The 24344-nt window shown below is 34.6% G+C and carries 24 protein-coding genes; 10 read left to right on the forward strand and 14 right to left on the reverse strand.

The window, feature by feature from the left end; all coding sequences use genetic code 11:
• Position 1 precedes the first annotated feature (1 nt).
• The gene (locus EV200_RS11165; RefSeq protein WP_132532594.1) at positions 2 to 1123 is read left to right on the forward strand and encodes a DUF3667 domain-containing protein; all 1122 of its coding nucleotides are present in this window, start codon (positions 2 to 4) and stop codon (positions 1121 to 1123) included.
• Between the two features lie 160 nt (positions 1124 to 1283).
• On the opposite strand, the gene EV200_RS11170 is transcribed toward EV200_RS11165, so the two are convergent.
• From EV200_RS11170 to EV200_RS11210, 9 genes are all read right to left on the reverse strand, one after another.
• Positions 1284 to 2573, reverse strand: a complete 1290-nt coding sequence (locus tag EV200_RS11170) for a citrate synthase (RefSeq protein ID WP_132532596.1) — start codon at positions 2571 to 2573, stop codon at positions 1284 to 1286.
• Between the two features lie 134 nt (positions 2574 to 2707).
• Positions 2708 to 3238: a DUF3347 domain-containing protein gene (locus EV200_RS11175; RefSeq protein ID WP_132532598.1), complete on the reverse strand. Its 531-nt coding sequence runs from the start codon at positions 3236 to 3238 to the stop codon at positions 2708 to 2710.
• A gap of 96 nt (positions 3239 to 3334) precedes the next feature.
• A complete protein-coding gene (locus EV200_RS11180) occupies positions 3335 to 3886 on the reverse strand; it encodes a hypothetical protein (RefSeq protein WP_132532600.1) in 552 nt (183 codons plus the stop codon).
• A gap of 149 nt (positions 3887 to 4035) precedes the next feature.
• Positions 4036 to 4551, reverse strand: coding sequence for a hypothetical protein (locus EV200_RS11185; protein ID WP_132532602.1), 516 nt, complete (start codon positions 4549 to 4551; stop codon positions 4036 to 4038).
• Positions 4552 to 4666: 115 nt separating this feature from the next.
• A complete protein-coding gene (miaA, locus tag EV200_RS11190; RefSeq protein WP_132532604.1) occupies positions 4667 to 5593 on the reverse strand; it encodes a tRNA (adenosine(37)-N6)-dimethylallyltransferase MiaA in 927 nt (308 codons plus the stop codon).
• Between the two features lies 1 nt (position 5594).
• Positions 5595 to 6392: a hypothetical protein gene (locus EV200_RS11195; RefSeq protein ID WP_132532606.1), complete on the reverse strand. Its 798-nt coding sequence runs from the start codon at positions 6390 to 6392 to the stop codon at positions 5595 to 5597.
• Between the two features lie 57 nt (positions 6393 to 6449).
• The gene (locus tag EV200_RS11200) at positions 6450 to 6812 is read right to left on the reverse strand and encodes a hypothetical protein (RefSeq protein ID WP_132532608.1); all 363 of its coding nucleotides are present in this window, start codon (positions 6810 to 6812) and stop codon (positions 6450 to 6452) included.
• A gap of 49 nt (positions 6813 to 6861) precedes the next feature.
• Entirely contained in the window at positions 6862 to 7956 is a 1095-nt protein-coding gene (locus tag EV200_RS11205; RefSeq protein WP_132532610.1) for an MBL fold metallo-hydrolase, read from the reverse strand.
• Between the two features lie 117 nt (positions 7957 to 8073).
• On the reverse strand, positions 8074 to 9003 hold the full coding sequence (locus tag EV200_RS11210) for a helix-turn-helix transcriptional regulator (RefSeq protein ID WP_132532612.1): 930 nt from the start codon (positions 9001 to 9003) through the stop codon (positions 8074 to 8076).
• 165 nt (positions 9004 to 9168) lie between these two features.
• Between EV200_RS11210 and EV200_RS11215 the strand changes: the two genes are divergently transcribed.
• The 3 genes from EV200_RS11215 (at position 9169) to ppnP (ending at position 12739) form a co-directional block, all read left to right on the forward strand.
• Positions 9169 to 11247: a TonB-dependent receptor plug domain-containing protein gene (locus tag EV200_RS11215; protein WP_132532615.1), complete on the forward strand. Its 2079-nt coding sequence runs from the start codon at positions 9169 to 9171 to the stop codon at positions 11245 to 11247.
• Positions 11248 to 11260: 13 nt separating this feature from the next.
• Positions 11261 to 12328 (forward strand): HmuY family protein, encoded by a 1068-nt coding sequence (locus tag EV200_RS11220; RefSeq protein ID WP_132532617.1) that lies wholly within the window; start codon positions 11261 to 11263, stop codon positions 12326 to 12328.
• Positions 12329 to 12451: 123 nt separating this feature from the next.
• A complete protein-coding gene (ppnP, locus tag EV200_RS11225) occupies positions 12452 to 12739 on the forward strand; it encodes a pyrimidine/purine nucleoside phosphorylase (protein WP_229676738.1) in 288 nt (95 codons plus the stop codon).
• Positions 12740 to 12807: 68 nt separating this feature from the next.
• Here ppnP and EV200_RS11230 read toward each other — a convergent pair whose 3' ends face one another.
• Positions 12808 to 14079, reverse strand: a complete 1272-nt coding sequence (locus tag EV200_RS11230) for a M16 family metallopeptidase (RefSeq protein WP_132532619.1) — start codon at positions 14077 to 14079, stop codon at positions 12808 to 12810.
• Positions 14072 to 15316, reverse strand: coding sequence for a M16 family metallopeptidase (locus tag EV200_RS11235; protein ID WP_132532621.1), 1245 nt, complete (start codon positions 15314 to 15316; stop codon positions 14072 to 14074). The genes EV200_RS11230 and EV200_RS11235 overlap by 8 nt, the downstream gene beginning before the upstream one ends.
• Before the next feature lie 165 nt (positions 15317 to 15481).
• Here EV200_RS11235 and EV200_RS11240 point away from each other — a divergent pair, with 165 nt between their 5' ends.
• From EV200_RS11240 to EV200_RS11260, 5 genes are all read left to right on the forward strand, one after another.
• Positions 15482 to 16111, forward strand: coding sequence for a hypothetical protein (locus EV200_RS11240; protein ID WP_132532623.1), 630 nt, complete (start codon positions 15482 to 15484; stop codon positions 16109 to 16111).
• 1 nt (position 16112) lies between these two features.
• Positions 16113 to 16790 (forward strand): hypothetical protein, encoded by a 678-nt coding sequence (locus EV200_RS11245; protein ID WP_132532625.1) that lies wholly within the window; start codon positions 16113 to 16115, stop codon positions 16788 to 16790.
• A 63-nt stretch (positions 16791 to 16853) separates the two neighbouring features.
• Entirely contained in the window at positions 16854 to 17978 is a 1125-nt protein-coding gene (gene mqnC, locus EV200_RS11250) for a cyclic dehypoxanthinyl futalosine synthase (protein ID WP_132532627.1), read from the forward strand.
• Positions 17979 to 19078: 1100 nt separating this feature from the next.
• Entirely contained in the window at positions 19079 to 20347 is a 1269-nt protein-coding gene (locus tag EV200_RS11255; protein ID WP_132532629.1) for an AAA family ATPase, read from the forward strand.
• Complete coding sequence (locus tag EV200_RS11260; RefSeq protein WP_165877916.1) at positions 20340 to 21047, forward strand: RloB family protein; 708 nt, start codon at positions 20340 to 20342, stop codon at positions 21045 to 21047. Before EV200_RS11255 ends, EV200_RS11260 begins: the two co-directional genes overlap by 8 nt.
• Positions 21048 to 21257: 210 nt before the next feature.
• Here the strand turns inward: EV200_RS11260 and EV200_RS11265 are convergent, their stop codons facing one another.
• Positions 21258 to 22112, reverse strand: coding sequence for a HEPN domain-containing protein (locus EV200_RS11265; protein WP_132532633.1), 855 nt, complete (start codon positions 22110 to 22112; stop codon positions 21258 to 21260).
• A gap of 404 nt (positions 22113 to 22516) precedes the next feature.
• On the opposite strand from EV200_RS11265, the gene EV200_RS11270 reads away from it, so the two are divergent.
• On the forward strand, positions 22517 to 22924 hold the full coding sequence (locus tag EV200_RS11270; protein ID WP_132532635.1) for a helix-turn-helix domain-containing protein: 408 nt from the start codon (positions 22517 to 22519) through the stop codon (positions 22922 to 22924).
• A 57-nt stretch (positions 22925 to 22981) separates the two neighbouring features.
• Here EV200_RS11270 and EV200_RS11275 read toward each other — a convergent pair whose 3' ends face one another.
• Positions 22982 to 23521: a hypothetical protein gene (locus EV200_RS11275; protein ID WP_132532637.1), complete on the reverse strand. Its 540-nt coding sequence runs from the start codon at positions 23519 to 23521 to the stop codon at positions 22982 to 22984.
• Between the two features lie 506 nt (positions 23522 to 24027).
• Positions 24028 to 24312: a hypothetical protein gene (locus EV200_RS11280; RefSeq protein ID WP_132532639.1), complete on the reverse strand. Its 285-nt coding sequence runs from the start codon at positions 24310 to 24312 to the stop codon at positions 24028 to 24030.
• Positions 24313 to 24344: the final 32 nt, after the last annotated feature.

Here is a 24344-nt window from a genome sequence, read left to right on the forward strand (position 1 = left end):
TATGTCATCTGGTAAGTACAGAAAAGAACATGACTGCCTGAATTGTGGCGCACATGTAGAAAAACACTATTGTAGCCAATGTGGACAACCCAATTTAGAACTCAAAGAAAGTTTCTGGGGCTTCATTAGCCATAGTATTGCACATTATTTCCACTTTGATAATAAATTTTTCCAAACACTCTCCCCCCTTTTAACAAAGCCGGGCCAGGTTACACTTGATTATTTAGCAGGTAAAAGAGCTCGGTATATCAATCCGGTAAGTATGTATATTTTTGTTTCCATTGTATACTTTTTGGTGGTGTATTCTCCCAAACATGCTGAAAAAGATACGGAAAATGGTCATATTAATATTGAAAAGAAAAATAAACAAAATGTAACAGACAGTGTAAACAAAGCATTAAAACTTACAGGAATACCAAAAAATATTGCTAGTAAAGCCACGAAATCCATTGATGAGGCAATTAAGAAGGAAGAATTTATAGCATTGGGTTTTGCTGATCAGGAAAAGGAATTAAATAGACTAAAAGCAGAAAATACCCATTTAAAATCTGATTCTATAGCAAACAGAATTGAAGATTTTAATGAGATCCATATTGAAAGGAACGACAGCACTTATGCTGCATATCTTCAACGTCAGAAAAAATTGTCTGTAGCCGAGCAAGACAGTTGGTATGAAAAATTGATTAACAAAAGGGCGATTACTATTGGGGAGAAATCTGAGGTCATTCAGGAAACTTTAGAACATAACAGGCCAAAACAATATTTTTTATTGATGCCTTTGCTGGCAGGGTTTATCATGCTCAACTTCAGAAAAAATCATATTTACTATTTAGATCACCTGATTTTTACCATTCATGGGATGATGGTTTATTTTATCGTATCCATTATTACCAAGCCAATCATGATACATGTATTTGGAGAGGATTCTTTTTTAAGTAAAATTATTGAGGTTGGCGTTACCATTTATTTATTTTGGTATATGTTTAAAGCACTTACCGTTTTTTATCAGCGTAAAACGTGGAGCACAGTTTTTAAAATCTTTTGGATTTTAATTCTTTATGCTGTTGCATTTAAGCTATCAGAAATGGCGATGATTAATTTAATTTATTATGTAGCTACTTAGAACTTAATCGTCATGCTGAACTGTTTTAGCATCTTTTTCGCTTTACAATGTATATAATAAGACCCTAAAATAAATTCAGGGTGACGACTGTTCAAGATTTAACGCAATAAAAAAACCACTCGACATTATCGAGTGGTTTTTTTATGGTTTTTTATTGCAATTATTTTCTGTCTTTCAATTCAACAAATTCTCTATCGGTTTCGCCAATATAAATCTGACGTGGACGGCCTATCGGCTCTTTGTTTTCATGCATTTCTTTCCATTGTGCAATCCATCCTGGTAAACGACCTAAGGCAAATAATACCGTAAACATTTCTGATGGGAAACCTAAGGCTCTGTAAATGATACCTGAATAGAAATCTACATTTGGATAAAGCTTTCTGTCGATAAAGTATTGATCAGTTAAAGCAGCCTCTTCCAGCTTTTTAGCAATATCTAAAATAGGATCATCAATTCCCAGGTTTTCAAGGATATCATCACATGCCTTTTTAATAATTTTTGCACGTGGATCAAAGTTTTTATAAACCCGGTGTCCAAATCCCATCATACGGAAAGGATCATTTTTATCTTTTGCTTTGTTTATCCATTTTTCTGTATCTCCACCGTCAGCTTTAATCAATTCCAACATGTCGATAACAGCCTGGTTTGCACCGCCATGTAGTGGACCCCATAGTGCAGCAATACCAGCAGCAATAGATGCATATAAATTACAATCTGATGAACCTACAATCCGAACAGTTGACGCTGAGCAATTCTGTTCATGATCTGCATGAAGAATCAACAATTTGTTCATTGCATTTACAACAATCGGGTTTACATCATAATCTTCCGTCCGTTGTCCAAAAGTCATCCAAAGAAAATTGGTTACATAATCATATTTATTTTTTGGATAAATAAGCGGATGACCCAATGATTTTTTATAGACAAATGAAACTACGGTAGGGAATTTAGCCAGCAGTTTTATGATGGTTAAATCTTGCTCTTCCGCAGTCTGATTAGGCTTTAAACATTCCGGATAAAAGGTTGATAAAGAAAAAATTAAAGAGCCTAACTGACCCATTGGATGAGATCGTGATGGATATCCGTCGAAAAATTTCTTCATATCCTCATGGATGAGGGTATGTCTGTTAATTTCTGCCTGAAAATCTTCTACTTGTGATTGTGTAGGAAGATCACCATATATGATCAAATAAATTACTTCTAAGAAACTTGATTTTGCTGCAAGTTCTTCAATAGAATAGCCTCTATATTTAAGAATACCCTTCTCACCGTCTAAAAATGTGATTTTACTTTTTGTTGAACCCGTATTTTTGAAACCAGTATCTAAGGTTACAAAACCAGAAAGATCTCTCAATTTCGAAATATCTATGGCCTTTTCATCTTCTGTTCCTATAATTATTGGCAATTCTAACGTCTTACCATCAACTTTAATCTCTGCAATATCTGACATATTATTGTATTGTGTTTATAGCTTTCTAAATTATATAAAATTAATATACGTGCATAACAAATCTGTTAAATTAATATGAATAATTGGTCAGAAAGACGTAACAATCATGCTTAATTTAATATAAAACTAATTTTCTAATTTGCTTTTAATTCTTCTGTAACCCTACCACATTCCAGCATTTCTTTTCCGTAATATGGGTTTCTGATTTCCTTTTCTGTTGATAACCAATCGCCACCATCTCCTTTGTTGGCCATTGGGCAATGCTGCACAAAGATTGTTCCTTTTTCTATTTCTGCATTTTTCATCAGTGCGATCAGATCAGAACTTAAAATGGTAAAACCTTTCCGCTGATCGATAAGATTGCCACTACTTGCTATTTTACCAGCAATCTCAGCTGTAGGTTCGCAACCTTCAAAGTCAGCCAAACTCTTCTGTAAATCTGCAGCATTTTTTTGAGTAAGCTTTTCATCTGATTTAACCAGGGCATTTTTAAGATTTACATATTTAATTAAAATATCTTCCTTCTTTTTATCTTTAATAGAAACCTGACTACTTACACTAATCGAATCTGCTTGGCTGGAATCATTTTGATCAGCGGACTTTTTTTCAGACTGATTACAAGCTATAAAAGTGAGGAGTATGGCAATTCCGAATATTTGTTTCATGGTATTTGGTTTTCGGTTCAAATTAGGTATTTTAATATTAAATAAACGAAAAAAGCCCCGCAAATTGCGAGGCTTTCAAATTAAATGATGTTTTAATTATAATTTGAAATTATAAGCCAATCTTAAAGCATATTGACCTGTTTTTCTAAAATAAGTTGTTGAAGCGCTATCATTCACATAACCTTCATATCTGATGCCCGCATCAAAACCACCAAATTCATATCCTAAACCACCAGAGTATATAAAGTTTGTTTTAGCGCCGTCTTGAATAGAGATACCTGCACCAGCCTCAGTAGCCAGATACATTCTTTTAATTGGGAATACTTTTACTCCACCTTTTGCTGGAATAAAGTCAGCATCCACAGCATTATCTTTGGCAACCAGTTTAGTGTAACCGCCAGATGCAGTAACTGCAACGTAAGGAGTTAAGTCCCACTGTAATTTCAAATCTGCACCATAAGCGTAATCCATTGGTGATTTATCACGAAAAACACCGCCGTTAATCCCCACACCTACCTTGAAAGCCATGCCTTTTGGAGCCGGATTCATGTCTTCAGTTGTAGTCATGGTTTGTGCACTTAATGTTGTAGTAGCAAAAACTGCAACCGCAGTTGCTGCTGTTGCTAAAATTTTAGTAATCGTTTTCATATCAGATAAATTTAAGTTATTAATAAGGTTTTGATGTACATACGAAAAACGATTCCGTTTAGATTTATTTATTTTCATCTTTTTCAGAAATGATAATAAACAAAAAAAGCCCCAGCATTTGCTGGGGCTTTTTTAATAAAGTTAGTAGATTACAAACTAAATCCGTAAGCTAAACGTAAACCTACATAACCAGTGCTACCACCGTCTCTAGCTAAACCTTCATATTTTAAACCTAAATCTAAACCATTGCTCCAAGCATAACCTAATGCAGGAGAATATACAAAAGATGTTCCACTACCTGATTTAGTACCGAAACCAGCACCTAATTCAGCTAAGCCATAAACACCAGCACCAGATTCATTGAAGAAATATTTTGCACCAACTTTAACTGGGATGTAGCCAAAATCAGCATAATTAAGGCCTGAATCACCAATTTCCTTACCAACAAAATGTGTATAACCAGCAGTAACCGGAATAGATAATTGCTTATCAACATCAAATTGGTAACGTAAATCTGCACCAAGTGCCACACTATATGCATCGCTGGTAGGGATACCACCAATAATTCCTATTCCTAATTTTTGAGATTGTGCATTAGCGCTAGTTGTGAAGAATAATGCCACTACAGCTGCTGAAGTAGCAATAATTTTAGTAAATGTTTTCATTAATTATTATTTTTAAGTTAATTGAATATATCGCCATCTATACAAAACCTATGCCAAAAACGATATCATAACAACTTTTAAGAGTTTAAATATTAAATCATTAGAAGTTAGATACTTAAGATTTAGCCATAATTTTTTTTATCATTTGTTGAATCAGGAAACTGGTTGGCATTGCAGCATTCAGCCAGTTAATATTCACCTGATCCTTTTCCATCTTTCTGAAAAAGGTATTTTGTCGCTTTGCATATTGACAGATGGCTATTCCTAATCTAAGCTTTAATTCATCATAGGTCAGTTGGCCATTCAGATAATTTACAATAAATTTATATTCTAAACCGTAGTAAACTAACATTTCTTTTGACACACCACTTGTTATCAAAGACGCTACCTCTTCAATCATTCCATTTTCAAGCCTATAATGAAGTCTGGATAAAATTTTTGATCTGGTAAGTTCAACCTCGTTTTTTAACCCAAAAACGATTGGTTTAATTAATGGCCTATTTTCATCCTCTACCTCATGATTTTGCAGAAACTCAGCAATTTCAATTGCCCTGATTAATCTTTTTTTAGAGGATTTATCTACATGAATCACTTCTTCAAGCGGGTATGCTTTCAGTTTTAGAATTAATTGTTCTTTTTCGAGTAAATCTAACTCTTCCCTTAAATGTATATCAACAGGAACAGCGGTATATTTCTGATTTTGGAGTAAGCTATGAATGTACATGCCTGTTCCACCACATAAAATGGGCACTTTATTTCGATGAATAATAGATTCAAAGGCAGCATAAAAATCGTTCTTGAATGCATCAACATGATAACGTTCTCCCGGATCTAAAATATCGATCAGGTGATATGGAATGGTTCTATTGTTAATGTCATACTCATGAAGATCTTTCCCGGTACCAATATCCATTTTTCTAAAAATCTGGCGGCTATCTGCACTGATAATTTCACCATTCAGCTTATCGGCAAGCTGTACCGCAAGTTTCGTTTTACCAGAAGCTGTTGCCCCCAAAATGATGATTAAATTGTAATCTGCCATCTTAAAAACTCAGAATAAATTTGAAACTTCCGGTATTAAAGGTTATCGGATTATTTCCCTGAACCTCCTGATCTTTCTTTAGTTTGCGATTTAAATTTTCATCCAGTAAGAATTGTTGAGGTTCAAGAATACCGGTTAATGCAAAACCAAGGGTTAGATAAGCTTCTCCCCCAGACCAATCCCTATCCGCATATGTCATTAAATCATTGGATTTTTGAAGCAAATAAAAATGTTTAATTAATTTACTTAAGCCTCCGGTAATGGTATAACCAGCTTTTACTGCAAACCTAATTAACTCTGCCGACTTATAATTTTCAGTGTGATTCATTTTTCTTAGTGCAGAAAAGGTAGCCACAGCTACCAGTTGTTCGCCCTCAAACAACCCCAATTTATGACGGCTACTTACTGAACCTTGCAAATGATTTTCGTCAATAAACTGATCGGCGACTGGCTTTTCTATTTTGTAAACTTTAGTTTTTCGCCCATGGATTCGGACATTTAAGCCTAATAGTGATTTAATTCTAGCCAGTACCTGCAATGGTCTGGTTCTCCAGATATCTTCCCAAAGGTGAATAAGCTTGATTCCTGAATCATTATATTTCTCCTGCAATTGGAGAAAATCTACTGGTTGAAACCGATTGTTGACATCAGCCAGGTGAATCAAAATTTTACTTTTAGCCAGAGAAAGTAGCTTAAAGTCATGCTCTAAAAAAAAATGGCATTCAATTCCAGAATCCTCTAATTTGGATTGCAATTGATGATGCCAGTCTGTATTTTTATAAAGCGTAATGTGATTCAATGATGCCTAAATGATTACAGGCACTAATTGCCTGCAACAAATTTAGCCATCAATTCATTAAATCCATTCTTTTTCTTTAAAGTTCGAATGGATAATTTCTATGAAGGTTTGTATTTCACTTAATTTTTGATCATTTAAACTTGAGATTTGAAATCCAATCTTCTGATCATCAAAGTGATTCAAACCCGGTGTATTAGCCGTAAATTCTTCTGTATTCAATTTAACCTCTACAGTATCTCCGTTGATGTAAATTCCAATAAAAAAACGTTCAGTAATTTTTCCTTCAGCTGTTTCAATATTTTTTTCGCTGTAGAGATCATATCCGGTTTCAGAGTTTTCGTGAACGGTATAGCCTCGTGTTGCATAAGGTTGTACTCCTGCCCTAATCGTTTGAAATATTTCTACAAGGTCTGTTTTCATAATCGTATCTAATTTAAAAATAAACACGTTCAGACTATTATTGTTTAATTTATTCTTCCAGCCACCAATTCGTATTGGGCAAATAGTTGTCTAACCGAATGGTTTCTCCAAGTCTTGGCGTAACCAAACGTACTCCATTTTCTTTTGCAGCTTTTACGATCCTATTAATCGGTTCGTTCCAGGGATGCATGGATAAACTAAATTTACCCCAATGTACTGGCATTAAAACTTCTGCCTTTAAATCAATCGCAGCCTTTACAGTTTCTTCAGGAAACATGTGAATATAAGGCCAATAGGCATCATATTGTCCACACTCTAAAATCGCTAGATCAAATGAACCATAGGTTTTACCTATCTCAGCAAAGTGCGTATCATAACCTGAATCGCCTCCAAGAAATAACCTGGATTGGGATGTTTCCAATACAAATGCCGACCATAGCGTTTGATTACGTTTGAACTTTCTTCCGGTAAAATGTCTGGCTGGCACGGCAGTAAACTTTAAGTGTTCAGATAATGAAATGGTTTCATTCCAGCAAAGTTCATGAATTTGATCTGTAGGTATTCCCCATCTCTCCAAGTGTGCACCCACACCAATGGAAGTAACAATTTTTTTCACATGAGGTGCAATGCTTAAGATCGTTTGATAGTCCATATGATCGTAATGATCATGCGTGATCAGTAGAATATCTATATTTTTAAATTGTGTTGCGTTAACAAAGTCTGTTCCTGCGAAAGCTTTGCTACCAATGAATGAAAAAGGTGATGGTACTTTACTAAACACCGGATCTACCAGAATACGAAGATTGTCAACCTTGATCAAATAAGAAGAATGCCCAAACCAAATGATTTCGGGTGAAGGTTGTTCGGGTACGGCATCAAGAGCTGGCTCGACAAATTTCAGGGAAGTTTTTGGTATTTTATTTGGATGTTTTTCAAAAAAGAAAGCCTTTAAAATAGTAAAAAAACTAACACCCTCAGGTTGCATGGGCGTGGGTGACAAGTTTTGAATTGCACCATTACGATAGTTTGGCAAATGACGAATTTTATTTAGCCTTAAACCACTGGGTAAACTTCCGAATACAGGTAAATTGACAACAATTAAAACCAATGCGGCAATGGCTATAAAAATATAAAGGATGATCATGTTCAGTAATTAATCCGTAAATGTAGGTATTGCCGAAAGTATTATTTACAACAAGTCGATCGTTCGATACTTTTTCACTTTATTCTTACAAATCACAAACAGCCGGTTAAGATCAAATTAGTTTTTATTAAGGCTTCCAGGCGATATTTCATATTTTTTCTTAAACGCAGTAATAAAATGTTGCGCATTTTTATAGCCCACCAGAAATGCAACTTCATTAACTGTTTTCTTTTCTTGCAGGAGAAGGTAATGTGCTTTTTCCATCCTTAATTTATACAAATAACCAAATACGGTGTGACCTGTAAGTGCTTTAAAACCTTTTTTTAGCTTAAAATCATTAATTCCAGCCTGACGTGACAATTCAATTAGTGAACTTGGACGTTGTAAATTGTTCTCGACCAATTGCTTGGCCAGCATAATTTTTCTCACATCATCTTCTTTGAGAAATAAGGATGGTACATTTCTTTTATGCAGGTAGAAAATGATCAATTCAAATATTTTAGACTCCAGAAAGATTCTTTTCATCCTGCCGTGATACCTGTGGCTGCTTAAGCTTTTGAGCCATAAATTGATTTCGGGAGCAATTCCATCTTGTTCAAATTTGGCCAAATGAGTAAATTCTCTATTGGTGATTTTCTTAAAATAAGATTCAGTTAACTGTATATAAATGTAAGTGGCATTTTCGACTACATTGATCACTAAAGTTCCTGGCTGACCAATTGAAATGTATTGCTTGTTCTGATGTATAGACAATAAATGATTCGTTTTTGAAGCATCATATAAATTTATCTTTCCATTCAGACAAAAAAAGAAACCGATACGCTCAATTGAAGATTCGTAATAGAAATCTACACCCTTTGCAGTAGTTATTTCTACAGCGCTGATGTGAATCCCATCAAACCATTGTTCATTCCAAAGAATATGATAACGATCTTCCTGAACTTCATGATCAATCTCCTCTAAATCTGCTATTGCCTCGAAATTATTTGTATAGCTATGGTGAAAAATTGTATTACGGGATGGATATTCAGAGAGTCTTATTTTCATTTAGTAATTCTTTTCAGTAGTAGCGCCAGCCTTTTAAATCGCATGATGTCAGAAATCATATTTTAATTTTTAATCCGCTTTACGGCATTAATTATCCGCTTAACGTTATCTGCACTTTGTGATTATCTACAAATTTGCATAATTATTTATAATTAGTCTAAATAAATGAAAATATATTTATTGCTTCTTTTAGTTTTTTGTGGATCAATCGCATTAGCACAACATGTTAAGGTAGATACAACTGGTGCAAATGATTTAAAAGATGTTGTAGTAACCGGTCAATATGCGCCACAATCGTTAAAAAACTCGGTGTACAAGGTGAGAACGATTAGCGCAGAAAAAATCAGACTGCGTGGTGCTGTAAATATTCAACAGGTTTTAAGCACCGAACTGGGTTTTAGATTTAGCAATGATTTAACACTCGGTACATCCGATGTGACCATTATGGGAATGAGCGGTAGAAATGTTAAGGTCTTATTGGATGGTGTTCCGATGATTGACAGGTCTGATACCAGAGAAAGCTTGAATCAAATTGACATTAATACCATTGAGCGAATAGAAATTGTTGAAGGCCCTATGTCCGTTGTTTATGGATCAGATGCCTTGGCTGGCGTAATTAATATCATCACAAAAGGAGCAGGAAAATCTCACTTAAATGTTACCGCAAGAGTTCAGGAAGAAACTGTTGGGAAAGAATATAGTGCATTTACTGACAAAGGAAATCACATTCAAAACATCGGCTTAAGCTGGCAGAACAAGGGCTGGAGTGCTTTGGCTGGCATTACACACAATGATTTTGGTGGCTGGAATATTAAATCGAGTACTACCTCAAGAGATATTGTTGATCAGGATTTAGCAAGCGGAAACCGTTGGAAACCAAAGGAACAATGGCTGGCCAATACAAAAATTGGTTATCACAATGAAAACTTCAATATCTGGTATAGATTAGACGGCCAACAAGAAGAAATTATTAGTCGCGGTGGAATGAACCCCTTAAATTATATAGCCGAATGGCAAACTTATAAAACTTTACGTTATACCCATCAATTACAGTCTGAATGGAAAGTAACGCCTTCCTTTCATATTAATGCTATTGCAGGCTATTCTGATTTAAAAAGACTAACAAGTACCATTAATCACAATTTTAGCACCGGGGCAGATATATTAAGTACCGAACAAGGTAAACAGGATACAGCAAAATTCAATTCAACCATATTAAGAGCTACTGCTCAATATGTTCTGAATGATCAGATTTCGTTTCAGCCAGGTATTGAATACAACAGAGATGCAGCCAGTGGACAAAGAATTAGCGGTTCACCCGTGATTAATGATTATGCTTTCTTTATATCTTCAGAAATTAAACCAACAGATGGCATCAATATCAGGCCGGGTTTAAGGGTTATCAAAAACTCTGTATACAATGCACCACCAATCATTCCTTCTATAAATACCAAGTTTGCTTTAGGTCAAAAATTTGATTTAAGGTTAGCATATGCAAGAGGATTTAGGGCTCCGGCCTTACGGGAATTGTATTATGATTTTGTAGATGCCAGTCATAATATTATCGGCAACCCAGACTTAAAGGCAGAAGAATCAAATAGCTTTAATGGTTCAATCACCTGGGCAGGTGCAGATATTAATGATTTTCAATTTCGTAGCTCTTTCGCTGGTTTTTATAACCTGTTTAAAAACCGGATCACCTTTGCGCAATCTGCTCAGAATTTATCAATGACCACTTTATTTAATTTAGCAAAGTATAAAACTACAGGCTTTACGCTAGAAAATACCATTCATTATCAAAACATCAATGCAACTATTGGTGCTTCCTATATCGGACGTTATAATGAACAATTGCAAAATGAGCCCGATTTAAACATTCCTGAATTTTCGTGGTCGCCCGAAATTACGGCAACCATCCTTTACAACTTCCCTAAAATAAAAGGAAATGTGAGCTTGTTTTATAAATATACAGGCAAAATGCCTGGCTACCAAAACAGTGAAGCCAGTGCTACAGATTATAAATTGGTCGAAATTGGAGATTTTAGTTTAGCTGATTTAATGCTAAATAAAAGTTTTTACAAATACCTCACCATTAATGCTGGTGTAAAAAATCTGTTTGATGTTACTCAACTCACCAATACTTCAACAGCATCAGGCGGGGCCCATAGCACAGGCGGTGGCGCAGTGCCCTACAGCTATGGCCGCTCTTATGTACTCGGACTAACTTTTAACTGGAACAAATAAATAAACAGAAAATATGAACAAACTTCACTCCATGATTGCAATCGCCGCTTTGGCGATCACTTTTACAGCTTGTAAAAAAGATAATGATGAACCAATAATTGTTGTGCCGCCCTCGGATGGGAGTACGTTAACTTTAAGTGGTAAAACAACGGAATCTAATTACGCAAACGTTGTATATGCTGATTTAAGTACAGATAAATCAACGGCGGTTAATCGAAAAAGTTGGGCTTTAGGATTTTATAGTGGTTCTGATTTTAAAGTGGTACTTAATCAATCATTTCAAGCTTTAGCACAAGTGATCAATAAGACAGATATTAATGCTGTGACTTTAGATGATGCAAAAGCCGCTATGATTTATAATATCAGTTTTCAATCATCAACTTTAACAAATGCTGTTAGTTTAGTTGATAGTTATGATGGAAACTTAAATCGCACTGCAATAGCTACAGTATCTGCAACTGATAGTGAAAACAAAGTTTATATTATAGGTTTAAATGGAACTTATACAGAACCGAATCTTTATAAGGTGAGGATATTGAGAAATGGTAACACGGGTTACACTTTACAATATGCAAAAGTTCAGGAAACTACTTTTAAAACAGTAAATATCACTAAAAATGCAGAATACAATCTGTCCTTTGTATCATTAGGAAATAACAATGATGGTGTTGTAGTTAATGCAGAACCTAAAAAGGCAGAATGGGATTTCCATTGGAGTTACAGTACCTATAGATCTGTAGCTAGTAACCCAGAATCCAATCCATATTTTTATCAGGATTTTATCACTACAAATAATTTAGGTGGCGTAAGCACACTTCAATTTGAAGAAACAACCTCAATAACGTATACAACTTTTGCCGAAACCAATCTAAGTGGATTAACATTTTTAACCTCCAGAGATGTTATCGGGAGCAACTGGAGAGTGACAACTGGTACAGGAATCATTAAGAAATACTTCTATTTAATAAAAGACAGTGCTGGCAACATTTACAAATTAAGATTTGTGAGCATGGGTGTTGGTAGCGATGGTGGTGAACGTGGCAAACCTGTAATTGAATATAAATTAGTTAAAAAAGGATAGAGATTTAATCTCTAAGTAAAATATGTTTTGTTAGTTGGATAGATGCTCCCCGCGATGGGGAGCTTTATCTTTTTACAGGCTTTTGCCATTACACCAAATTTTATAGCTTTACAAAAAGATCAAATGATGATAACTGAAAATACATACTTTGACGGAAACGTTAAATCTCTTGGCTACGAAACTACAGAAGGGAAATCTACTATAGGAATTATAAATCCTGGTGAATATGAATTTGGAACAGCGGATAAAGAAATCATGCACATTGTAGAGGGAAAACTATCAGCGTTACTTCCCAATCAAACCGATTGGCAGCATTTTGAAGCTGGAAGTAGTTTTGAAGTATCGGCCAATTCCAATTTAAAGTTAAAACAGAAGTACAAACAGCTTATCTGTGCCAGTATCGGTAACTGAAGTTCGGAAAACAAAAAACCCAATAAGGTCTTTAAGACCTTATTGGGTTTTATATCGCTTTCTAAAAACTACTTCTTCCCTACTACCACTTCTGTAAAATCTTCCTTATTAAAATATTTAATGGCTAATGCACGAATCTCTTCGGCGGTTATTGATTTCACTTTTTTAATGTAGTTTTCATAATAATCATAACCCAAACCGAAAAAATGAATGTTTTTGAATTTATCTGCATGAGAAAAAACATTTTCTAAACTACCCAACATCGATCCGAGCATATAATTTTTAACCAAAGTTAATTCCTCTTCACCAACCAACTCATTCTTAAGCAATTCAATCTCTTTATAAATTTCAGTTAATGCAGCAGAACAAACCTCAGCACCAACTTCAGTCGCGATAAAAAGGTAACCCGCGTCTTGTAAAGATGATATTCCAGAACCAATACCATAGGTATAACCTTTATCTTCACGAATATTATTCATCAGGCGGGAGCCAAAATATCCACCCAAAACGGTATTTAAGATCTGAAGTCCCGGAAAATCTTCATGAGTACGATTAACGGCCAGTTTTCCTATTCTAATGGCAGATTGCAAAGCATCCGGACGATCTTTGTAAATAGCTGTGCGAGGCACCAGGCTGAAGTTAAACTTATTCTTTAATGCTTTACCCAATTCCCAATTACGGCCAAATTGCTCATTCAGTAGGTGGAAACTTGCTTCCTCAAACTTACCAGAAACTACAATTGTACAATTATCAGGTGCATAAGCAGATCTAAAATAGCTGATTAAATCTTCACGTTTTAATTCATCATAGTGTTTGGCCTGAATATCTACGCCATAAGCAGTATCTCCAAATAGCGCGTGTGCAAATTCCTTCCGGGCAAGAATATCATTTTTTTGAAGATTTACCTGAAGTTTCTGCTTTTGATTTTGAATGTAAATATCAATCTCAGCTTGAGGAAACTGACTGTCAGCAAGTACATTTTTCACAATCGGTAATACCGATGCCAAGTGCTTGTTTAAGGTATAAAGCGTAACCGTGGAATGATCCTGAACATACTCTGTCTGGAAGAATGCTCCATAAAAATCAATCTGTTCAGCAATATCTTTTGCAGATAACTTACTGGTACCATTATTCAGCATCGCGCTAACGGCAATGGCTTGTAAAGGTTTCTCTACATTCCAGTTCACATTATTAAAAATGAATTCAATGCGCACTAAATCTTGCTCACCAGAGTAAATTGTGTAAACAGGAATACTATTATTTAAAGCTTGTTGAGTAGGCTGGATAAAATTGATCGTCGATACCTGCTTAAAATCAGGTGCTAATTGTCTGTTAAGCATGTTTTTCAGTTAAATAATATAAGGTTGATGATTTTTCTCTCCCAAAAGTTTCATTCGAGATTCTTTTAATATCTTCTGCAGTTACTTTTAAAAATTCTACAGCTTCCTGATTTAACAATTCCGCATCGCCCAACAGTTCATAATAAGCCAAATTCATCGCCTTATCCAGTAAACTCATTTCAGAAAATACCAATACAGATTCTACCTTATTTTTAACCTTCGTTAATTCGTTATCAGTAACTACTTCAGCTTTAAGCTTGTCTAATTCTGCCCAGATGGCTTTTTCGGCAGTCTCAATCGTTACGCCTTCTACCAGTTTGCCTTCTATGATAAATAATCCGGCATCCAAACTACTTGAAATATAAGCATTGATATCACTAAATAATTTTTGTTCCTTTAAAAGGCTATTGTATAAACGTGAAGATTGTCCGCGTGATAAAATATCTGAAAGCAAATCAAATGCATAATAATCTGAATTTAATCTCCCTGGCATTTTAAAAGCCATATAAATAGCATTTAAAGGTACGTTGGCTTTTACAGTCTCATTTCTAGATTCGGTTTGAAGATCTTCCTGTATCAGATCCCGAACATACTTATCTCCTGCCGGAATAGGCTCAAACCATTTCTCTGCCATTTCTTTAACATATGCTGTTTTTACATTTCCACCAACCACTAAAATGGCATTCTGTGGTGTATAATGTTTCTTAAAAAAAGCTTTCACATCATCCATCGTTGCATTTTCAATGTGTGAAAGTTCTTTTCCTATTGTTGCCCAGCGATAAGCGTGTTTTTTATAAGCTAAAGGACGCAGCTTTAACCAAACATCGCCATAAGGTTGATTTAAATAGCGTTGTTTAAATTCTTCGCTCACCACATTTCTTTGTGTTTCCAGGCTTTTTTCAGAAAATGCAAGGCTTAGCATGCGATCACTTTCCAACCAAAAAGCTGTTTCGATATTCTCTGCAGGCAGTGTGATGTAATAATTGGTGATATCATTACTGGTGAACGCATTATTTTCACCGCCAACCCGTTGCAAAGGCTCATCATAATTAGGAACATTAACCGATCCGCCGAACATTAAATGCTCAAATAAGTGTGCAAAACCAGTTTTTTCAGGATCCTCGTCGCGAGCACCCACATCATATAAAATATTTAAAACCGCCATCGGAGTGGTTGGATCTTCATGAACCAGAACCTTTAATCCATTGGCAAGTGTAAAACGATTAAAATCTACCATAAGTGACAAAGATAAATGAATTGTTGAATTGCAAAATGGTTTAATCACTTAAACAGTAAATGAATGATTAATTTTTATGATTTGTTAAAGGATGTAAATACCGTTTGTAATTTTTTTATTACGTTTAATTATTTTATTTTTGGAAAAATTTAAACCGCAAAAAATATGCTTACTTATGTTATAATATCCCTTATTTTAATTGCAATAAGTCTTTTTTTACTCAATTTTAGAAGAGATAGCCCTTGGCGTAAAAATAATAACCAGACAGTCAGTTTCATCATTTCGCTCATTTCTACTTTTACAGGATTATTTATTGCATTAGCGGTAAATACTTTTCTGGATAACATCAACAAAAAGGATAACTTAATTAAGCTATTAAACACAACCAATTTAGCTATAGAAAATTGCCAGATGAAAACCAAGGGAATGTATTTGAATACTTCCAATTCTGGAGTAAACTTAACAGAAACCCTAAAGAAAACACCTGTTACATTGCCGAAGTTATACCCACAACTCGAAACCAATAATTTGGTTAATGATTATTTTACATCAAATGCTTTTCAAGCTTATATTGTGTGTATAGATAACATGGAAACCTTTGTTAAAAACCTTGGCAATACTGAACAAACTAACAATGGAACAAAAATTGAGATCCTGAACAGGTATTTAAAATATTTAGAATTCGCTAAAAGCATTAATCATTTAGAGATTGAAAGACTTGGCGGAAACATAACAGAAGAACAAGAAACCAGTTCCTTAAAGAAAATAGTTGACCAATTTACTACCTCAAAATAATATGAAAAATATCATTATAATTTGCCTATTAGCCTTCAGCTTAACAGCATGTAATACAGCTACAAAGAACGAAGAAAAAATTGATTTTACTAAATCTTATGAATCTGCAGCACTCGCGCTTACCGATGCCCAGTTAAATTATGATGCAGCTGTTGCAAGTAATGATACCGCAAGAATAGCAGCCGCGAAAGTACAGTTAGAAACCGCCAAAACCACTTATTTAAAAAGTAAAACCTATTATACCGCAAATGGAGGCATCGTAAAAACAGAAGATGAGCAATTGCTTGCTAAAACGAATACGGCTTTAGGTAAACCAGTTAATGATACGACTACCATAGCCGCTCAGCCAACAGCAGAAACCACTAAACCATTGAGTAATTTAGAACAAACGCCAATGGCTATTGCGGCTAAGAAGTTTATAGATAGCAGTAAACTTAATGCCAATAAAAAAATCAAACAAGTTTCAGGCGCTATAACAACTGGTGAAAATACGGTTAAACAAGTTTCTGATGCGGTTTCAACTGGCCAAAATACGGTTAAAAACAATGTAATTAAGGCCAATGAAAGTTTAACAAAAGTTAGCGACAGCACAAAAAAGCGTTTAGAAGAATTAAAAAAACAAGGAAACGATTTGCGAAACCTATTTAAACGTAAAGCAGATACCACTAAAAATAATTAGAGCTGCATTGTTTTTTTATAAAACTGTGATTATACTGATACTTATTTCGAGTATTTTTGCTTCATGAATACAGCCGATTTACTGCAACGGGCCCTACATTTTGATTTTTTAACACAAGAAGAAGGTGTATACTTATACCACCATGCCGATACTGCATCGTTGATGTTTGTAGCAAATGAATTAAGGAAAATTCAGGTACCGAGTGGTAAAGTAACCTGGCAGATAGATAGAAATGTAAACACCACCAATGTTTGTATTGCTAACTGTAAATTCTGTAACTTTTTTAGAAGACCCGGTCATGATGAAAGTTACATCACAGACATTGAAACTTATAAAGTAAAAATTGAAGAAACTTTCCGTTTAGGAGGTGATCAATTATTACTTCAGGGTGGCCATCACCCAGATTTAGGTTTAAATTTTTATGCAGATTTATTTAGAAAACTCAAAGAATTATATCCTGATTTAAAACTTCATGCCTTAGGTCCACCAGAAATTGCACATGTTGCAAAACTGGAAGGCATTAGTCATACCGAAGTTTTAAAAGCATTAAAGGATGCAGGAATGGATTCACTTCCGGGTGCAGGTGCGGAAATTCTGAACGATCGTGTTAGACGATTAATTTCTAAGGGTAAATGTGGTGGACAAGAATGGCTTGATGTGATGCGTGCTTGTCACCAGTTAGACATTACCACATCAGCAACCATGATGTTTGGCCATGTGGAAACCATAGAGGAACGTTTTGAACACCTGGTTTGGATTCGCCAGGTTCAGAGTGAAAAACCAGCCGATGCAAATGGTTTTCTGGCCTTTATTCCATGGCCTTTTCAGGATGATGGAACTTTACTAAAAAGATTACGCGGCATTAGCAATAACGTAACTGCTGATGAATATATTAGAATGATAGCGTTAAGCAGAATCATGCTGCCAAATATTAAAAACATTCAGGCGAGTTGGTTAACGGTTGGAAAAACTACCGCACAGCTATGTCTACATGCAGGAGCAAATGATTTTGGTTCAATTATGATTGAAGAAAATGTGGTTTCTGCTGCAGGTGCACCACATCGTTTTACAGCAAATGGCATTCAGCAATCTATCAAAGCTGCAGGCTTTGAGCCACAACTACGTGGCCAGAAATATAATTACCGTAATCTACCTGAGCATTTAGAAGAACAAGTAATTACTTATTAAGACTTGCATAAACCTAATAAGGTCTTAAAGACCTTATGGGTTTATTATAAATCCGGTTACCCTTTAATACCCCCTCATTTGCAAAAAGGATGAATGAGAATTATTAACTGAAGTTCTATTTATTTAAATTTGAAATTATTCAATATTTCAGTTAGGATAACTATTGATTTATCCTGATCCTTTTTCTCATATTTTATGAAACCATCAATATAAGCCTCCTTATGTATTTCTGAAGAAAACCAATAATAATTTTGCCTCTGTTCTTCTGTCTGTTGAATCAAATACTTTATCCCTTTATAATTTTTAATATCAAAACTAACTATCTTGTTGCTTTTAATCAACTTTAACTTCTTTCATTTCATTTTGCATCTGTTCAAGTATTCCCTTTGTATACCCTTCCTTTATATCCCAAAACCCCATCTTTCTCATACAGATTAGCATTTTTACGTAAATACGTTACATCTTTTTTGGTTAAGAGGCCTTGCAGTTTTACAAGTAGCTCTTATTGGTTTAATTTTTCAACTTTTTTAGGCATGCTAATTTAGCCACATTACTAGCCACTAATTCTTGCGCCTTTAACCCCAACCTAAACAAGAGACGCTATTATAATTAATTTGATTTTCATATCTGTTAGGATTTAAAGTTACAAGAATATTATAGGTATGATGTTGACATGATGTCACTTGTATCATTGAGCTTCAACTCTAAGGGCTCAAATTCGGCGGAACCTGCTGGTGCTTTATATAAATAGAGCGCATTGGCAAATAAAGCCAGAAACGCATATTCTGTAGAGTTACCATTGCTTCTAGCTGAATCTATATATCTATTATTAAAAGCATCTTTATTAAATTTCCTATAAACCGATTCGAGGGCAGTCCAGTTTTTAACCGTAATCACGTAAGTGGCCTCTGTTGTTATAATTGTATTGGATATGTTGGCTTTGAAAAACTCTTTCGCTACATCACCCGCTGCACGAAGTTTGAATTATTAATGTTGTAAATCCGTCAATCAATATTAAAAACCAATATATCTTTATACAATTCATTTTTTGTTTTATCAATCAACTATTGTATTTTTACGAAAACAAGTAAAAAAACAATATGTTGTTAGAATTTAAGGTTGCCAATTTCAGATCCATTGGTGAAGAACAAGTACTAAGCCTTGTCCCATCCGAAAATCAAAAGGAATATTTTCAAAATATATTAACTGAGGGCAACTATTCGGCGTTGAATCTAATTTCTATTTATGGCGCTAATGGAAGTGGAAAGAGTAATGTATTGAAAGCAATAAGTGTTTTCTTATATAAGATAAAATCTTCCTCTAAGTTTTCATCAACCCAATCTTTAATTTTTGATCCATTTATATTAAGAGAAGGGTGGAAATTAAAACCGACTACCTTCGAGATCACTTTTATATTAAATGATTCAAGATATCGTTATGGCTTCACTTATAATAAAACAACTATATTAAAAGAGTGGCTATTTAGAAAAAAGATAGGTCGTGAGGTAAATGTATTTCAAAGAGAGGGTGAGATCATCGACCCTAGTTCTTCGTTAAAGGGTAACGCCAAATTAATAGATGCCGCTGTAGAAGGGACAAAAGATAACGCCCTATTTTTATCCTCTTTAGACGCGCTTAACATAGAAGAAGCAACTGAAATTTTCGAATTTTTCCAAAAATTCCTTTCACTTGACGGAACAAATACTACACCTTTACGTGACGATAAGGCAAGATGGGAAAATGAAAAAATTAAGAGCTTGGTGACTTCTCAAATTAAACGCTTAAATCTAGGCATTGTAGATATTGAAGCCCGTGAAGAATTTGACGAAGAGAATTCCGAAGCAGTGCCGAATTTCAAAATTATGGCCAAACATCGTTATTACGACCCAACGGGCGAACCGACCAAAAGAAGAATGAGCTGGGACTTCTACAAACGTGAATCAAGCGGTTCTAAAAAGGTGCTAGAATTGTCCGCCCCAATACTCGCCATTTTACAGACAGGAGGGGTTCTATCTATTGATGAAATTGAAGCCAATATGCACCCCTTACTCACTCTAGATACTATCAATCTATTTCTAAATAAAGAAACAAATCCCCGTAATGCACAGCTCATCTTTACTACCCACGACACTAACCTTCTGAGCTATTCCAAACTTAGAAGAGATCAGATCTATTTTGCCGAAAAGAATAATTGGGAATCGACAGAGTTATATTCCCTATCAGATTTTGTTTACATGGAAGCAAACGGAGATAAAATCGGCAAAGAACGCCCAGACTCAGACAAAGAAAAAAGATATATTGAAGGCCGATATGGTGCAATTCCAGTTTTTGGAAGACTAGATGCTCAGGAGGTGGAACACAATGGCTAAAAGAGGAAAAATTGTTGATTTTGAATCAGTAGATGAAGTCGCACGTCCAGAAAGAATGAAAAAATATCTTTATTTAATTTTAATTATTTGTGAAGATGAAAATACCGAAAGAGTTTACTTCGAGAAATTCAAATCTCACATACCAAAAGAAACCATCTTTTTAAGACCAATTGGAACTGGCTTTGACCCGTTAGGTGTTGTCAAAAAAGCAATTGAAGAAAAGAAAAAACTAAAAGCTGAATGCGGAGGGAAAGATGTTGATGAGGTATGGCTGGTTTTCGATAAAGATGACGCAGACATTTACCCAGGAAAAACTGATCGTTTCAACAGCGCGATAGCATTGGCAGAAGCTGAAAAGTTTCAATTAGCTTATAGCAATGAAGTTTTCGAACTTTGGCTCTTGCTTCACTTAACAAATTTAGATCCAACCATACCTCTTCCAAGAGCACAAATTTATGAAAAACTGCAAAATCTAATTACAGCAGAACCAGGACATGAGACCTTTATTTACAATCATGGTGATGTAGAAATATTAGAAAAAATTGCACTTTTGGGAAGCGAAGTTGATGCAATCGAACGAGCAGAAATGCTTATTAACCATCATGGCGCTAAACACCTTTTGGAGCGAAATCCAGTTACATTTGTAAATGAATTAATAAAAAATCTTTACAGCTGGATCAAATATTATTCGTACCAATAAAAAATTGTCCTGATTCAAAAGAATTAAGACAATGATATAAAGAGGTTGCTATCCCATTAATCGTCCTTTTTTCTAACGAGGATGAATGACAATAGCAATTTAATCGCTATCGTAAACAACAACCACCTTGTGCATGAAGTACTGCTATTACATAAAAACCTATAAGATTTTTAAAACCTTATAGGTTTATTATAACGGTTACTACAATTTTTACTCATCCACAGCCAATTGTAGTACCTTAAATTGCGCTTCACAAATGCTTTTAGCCAAATCCAGGAAACCTTCGGTAAGATCTAAAAACTTAAAGAAAGACTTAATTTCCAAATCAGGATTAATTTCAAAATTAATTCGATGAAAACTTTCCATTATAATTTCCAGTAGCCTTTCATTTTCAGGGATACCTAAAAAGTGTTGCAGCGTACTTTTAGAAAAACAAGCACATAAATAGAGCAATTGCTTTAAATTATAGCCATCAGGCCGATAATGCATAAATACGTAAATAAGCCCCATACACCCTTGCTCAATAGCGTGATGCAATAAAAAGATAGAAATTTCTTCCTTACCGCTACCCATAGCCTGCTCAGCAGCTGCCCAAAAACCATTAGCCACTTCCAAACGTTTCCGCCAATGTAAAATGACCCTGCCCAATTGCTTTTTACGGTTTAAAACGGTGGGTAAAAAAACAGGTTTAAAATCTGGCCTGCTGTAGCATAATTCAGCACATTTTATTACTGCTGTAAAAAAATCATTAGCATGGTGATGTTTCTTAAGTAGCATATCCTGCTCCTGTACCAGTATAATTACCTTGCAATTGGTGCAAGCCTTATCAATAAAATTTTGCACGCTTTTTTCTTTAACTACCGCACATTCAGTAATCATTAAAAGATAGTAAGTACGCTGCGTTTGCAACAAGCTAGGGCTAAATACACTTTTAACTTCTTCCTGCTGTGTTAACGTAGCGAAGCAAAAAATTTGCAAAGGGGCAAATTGCTGCACCAGCAAATGAATAGCATGAGTTAAAATGGTATTTGTTTTCACCTCAGGGGTATGCGTTTTTACATTCATAACTTTAGTTGGTTAGTAAGAACCTAAAATTACCCTCAACAGTTAAAGTATAAAACCATAGGCCGTTGTTAAAAACAACCTATGTCTTTGTTTCTCACTTAACCCCTATCCGCCTGGCGGCACCTTTCCCCTGAAAGGGAAAGGGCGATGAAAATAACATTTCTCGAAACTCATATGTAAAATCAAACATTAACTTACGAAGTTTCAAGGGCCATTTCAGGTAGCAGAACTTCGTCAGTTTTTATAGGAAGTTTAACATTCTGCCTAACAATTACATAAAAACCTATAAGGTCTTCAAGACCTTATAGGTTTAGAAAACGTACCAACTGCCAAATACCAAACCGTATGTTTTTTACAACTAACCTTAATACCCTTACAATTCAAAAAATTAAATATATTTGGCTATGGAAACTGCTGAAAAAACCAACCGTACTCATTTAGGTAGAAAAATTAGTCGCATCCGCGAATTACGTGGCATGAAACAAGAAGCACTCGCCATTGAACTGGGCATTAGCCAGCAGGCCATTAGCAAATTAGAACAAAGTGCCGAAATTGAAGATTCTACTTTAGAGAAAGTGGCGAAGGTTTTGGGAGTAAGTGCAGAAGCAATTAAAAGTTATACTGATGATATGGTTATCAACTATATCAATAACTTTAATGATAGCAGTATCAATCATGGCCCATTGAACAATTACAACTGCACATTCAATCCTCTGGATGAATTAATAAAAGCACTAAATGCTAATAAGGAATTGTATGAAAGGTTGTTAGCAAGTGAAAAAGAGAAAGTTGAAATATTGAAGAATAAATAGAAAAATAGATATCTAGAAAGCTATCCTCAAAGCCTTTTTTATATTAATAGATAAAGCTTATCTAGACATTATATCAATTTGTACCCATGCATCCTCTGGATCATCTAAAACACTAAAATTTATTTTAGTACCTAATCTTGAATATTTGATCCCATATTGCTTTTTTTTGTCTATTTTATTTCCAATAGATCTTGATATTTCAACTTCAAAAGTTTCTTTTAAGGGATATGCTTTCCTTATGTTTTTTAAAAGTTCATTCAAATAATCCTCAGCATAGTGCCTCCTTATTTGATATTTTATACCCTTAACATTGATATTAAGCATTTCAAAAGTTGATAAAATAACTTTAGGTTCTAAATTTTCAGATACAATATTATATTTCTTGTACATATAATCGGTTGTGTCGGGTTCTGACATTAAAATTTCCCAATGCTTCTTATAATCCTTAGAATTATAAGAAAATCCATTTTCTAGTAATTCTATTTTCAATGCTTCATTGTTTGTTATGCCTACTTCAAGTGATTTGACGGATAAAGGCTTTTGAGCAAAGGATGATAGGCTGAATATTAACCCAAGCATAAATAACATTATTTTCATTGTTGTGGTAATTTTTGGATAAAAAAATAGCGTGACTGAAAATCTTTCGCTATCCAAGGCTTACCACGGCCATAAACACAAAAAGATACAGCCACGCCATATTGCGCACTTATATCTCGGATGCATGCTTGCTAAAGGGGTAATTCTGGATAGCACTCCGAAATTTAGTACAAACTCTTATTTAGTGTTTTTAATATAAAATATTGGTGTTTTTTAAAGTGTAAAACAATATTTCAAAAATATAACAATTCAATTAATCAACAGATTTATTCACAATTTAAACTTTACAACTTTACAAAAAATGCAACAACAAAAAAAAGCCTATCTCCATCAGAAACAATCGAGATAATTATTTTGCTATCTAAAAAGATAGATGAACTAATAAATGAAACTTCACTAAAATTACCTGTGGGTCTTAAAATTTCTGCAATAGCCTCTGATCCTGATAGGCTATATAAATATAGCTCAAAGGGTCAACATATTACATTAGCCTTTATTGGTTAATCTTAATTTAGCTCCAAAAGAATATCTTGAAGAATATCGAAAAGGAGTTGTGGATACCATTGCCTATCGGAGCGGAACAGAAGAACATATAATTCGAAATTATCATATGGGGTCAGAAGTTTTAAATTATTTGAAGAAACATCGTTAATTACATTTTCTTTTATTTCTTCAAAGTGTTCTCCGTTAATTGGGGTTGTGAACAAAGAATGAATATAATATCCATTCCAATTCCTTCCGACCATCGGCTTACAGAACTCATGCAGTATTTCCGCTTGTTCTCTAGTCATAATTTTTAAACGTTAAAAGGTTAAACAATTTT

This window comes from Pedobacter psychrotolerans (assembly GCF_004340665.1).
Classification (GTDB): Bacteria; Bacteroidota; Bacteroidia; order Sphingobacteriales; family Sphingobacteriaceae; genus Pedobacter; species Pedobacter psychrotolerans.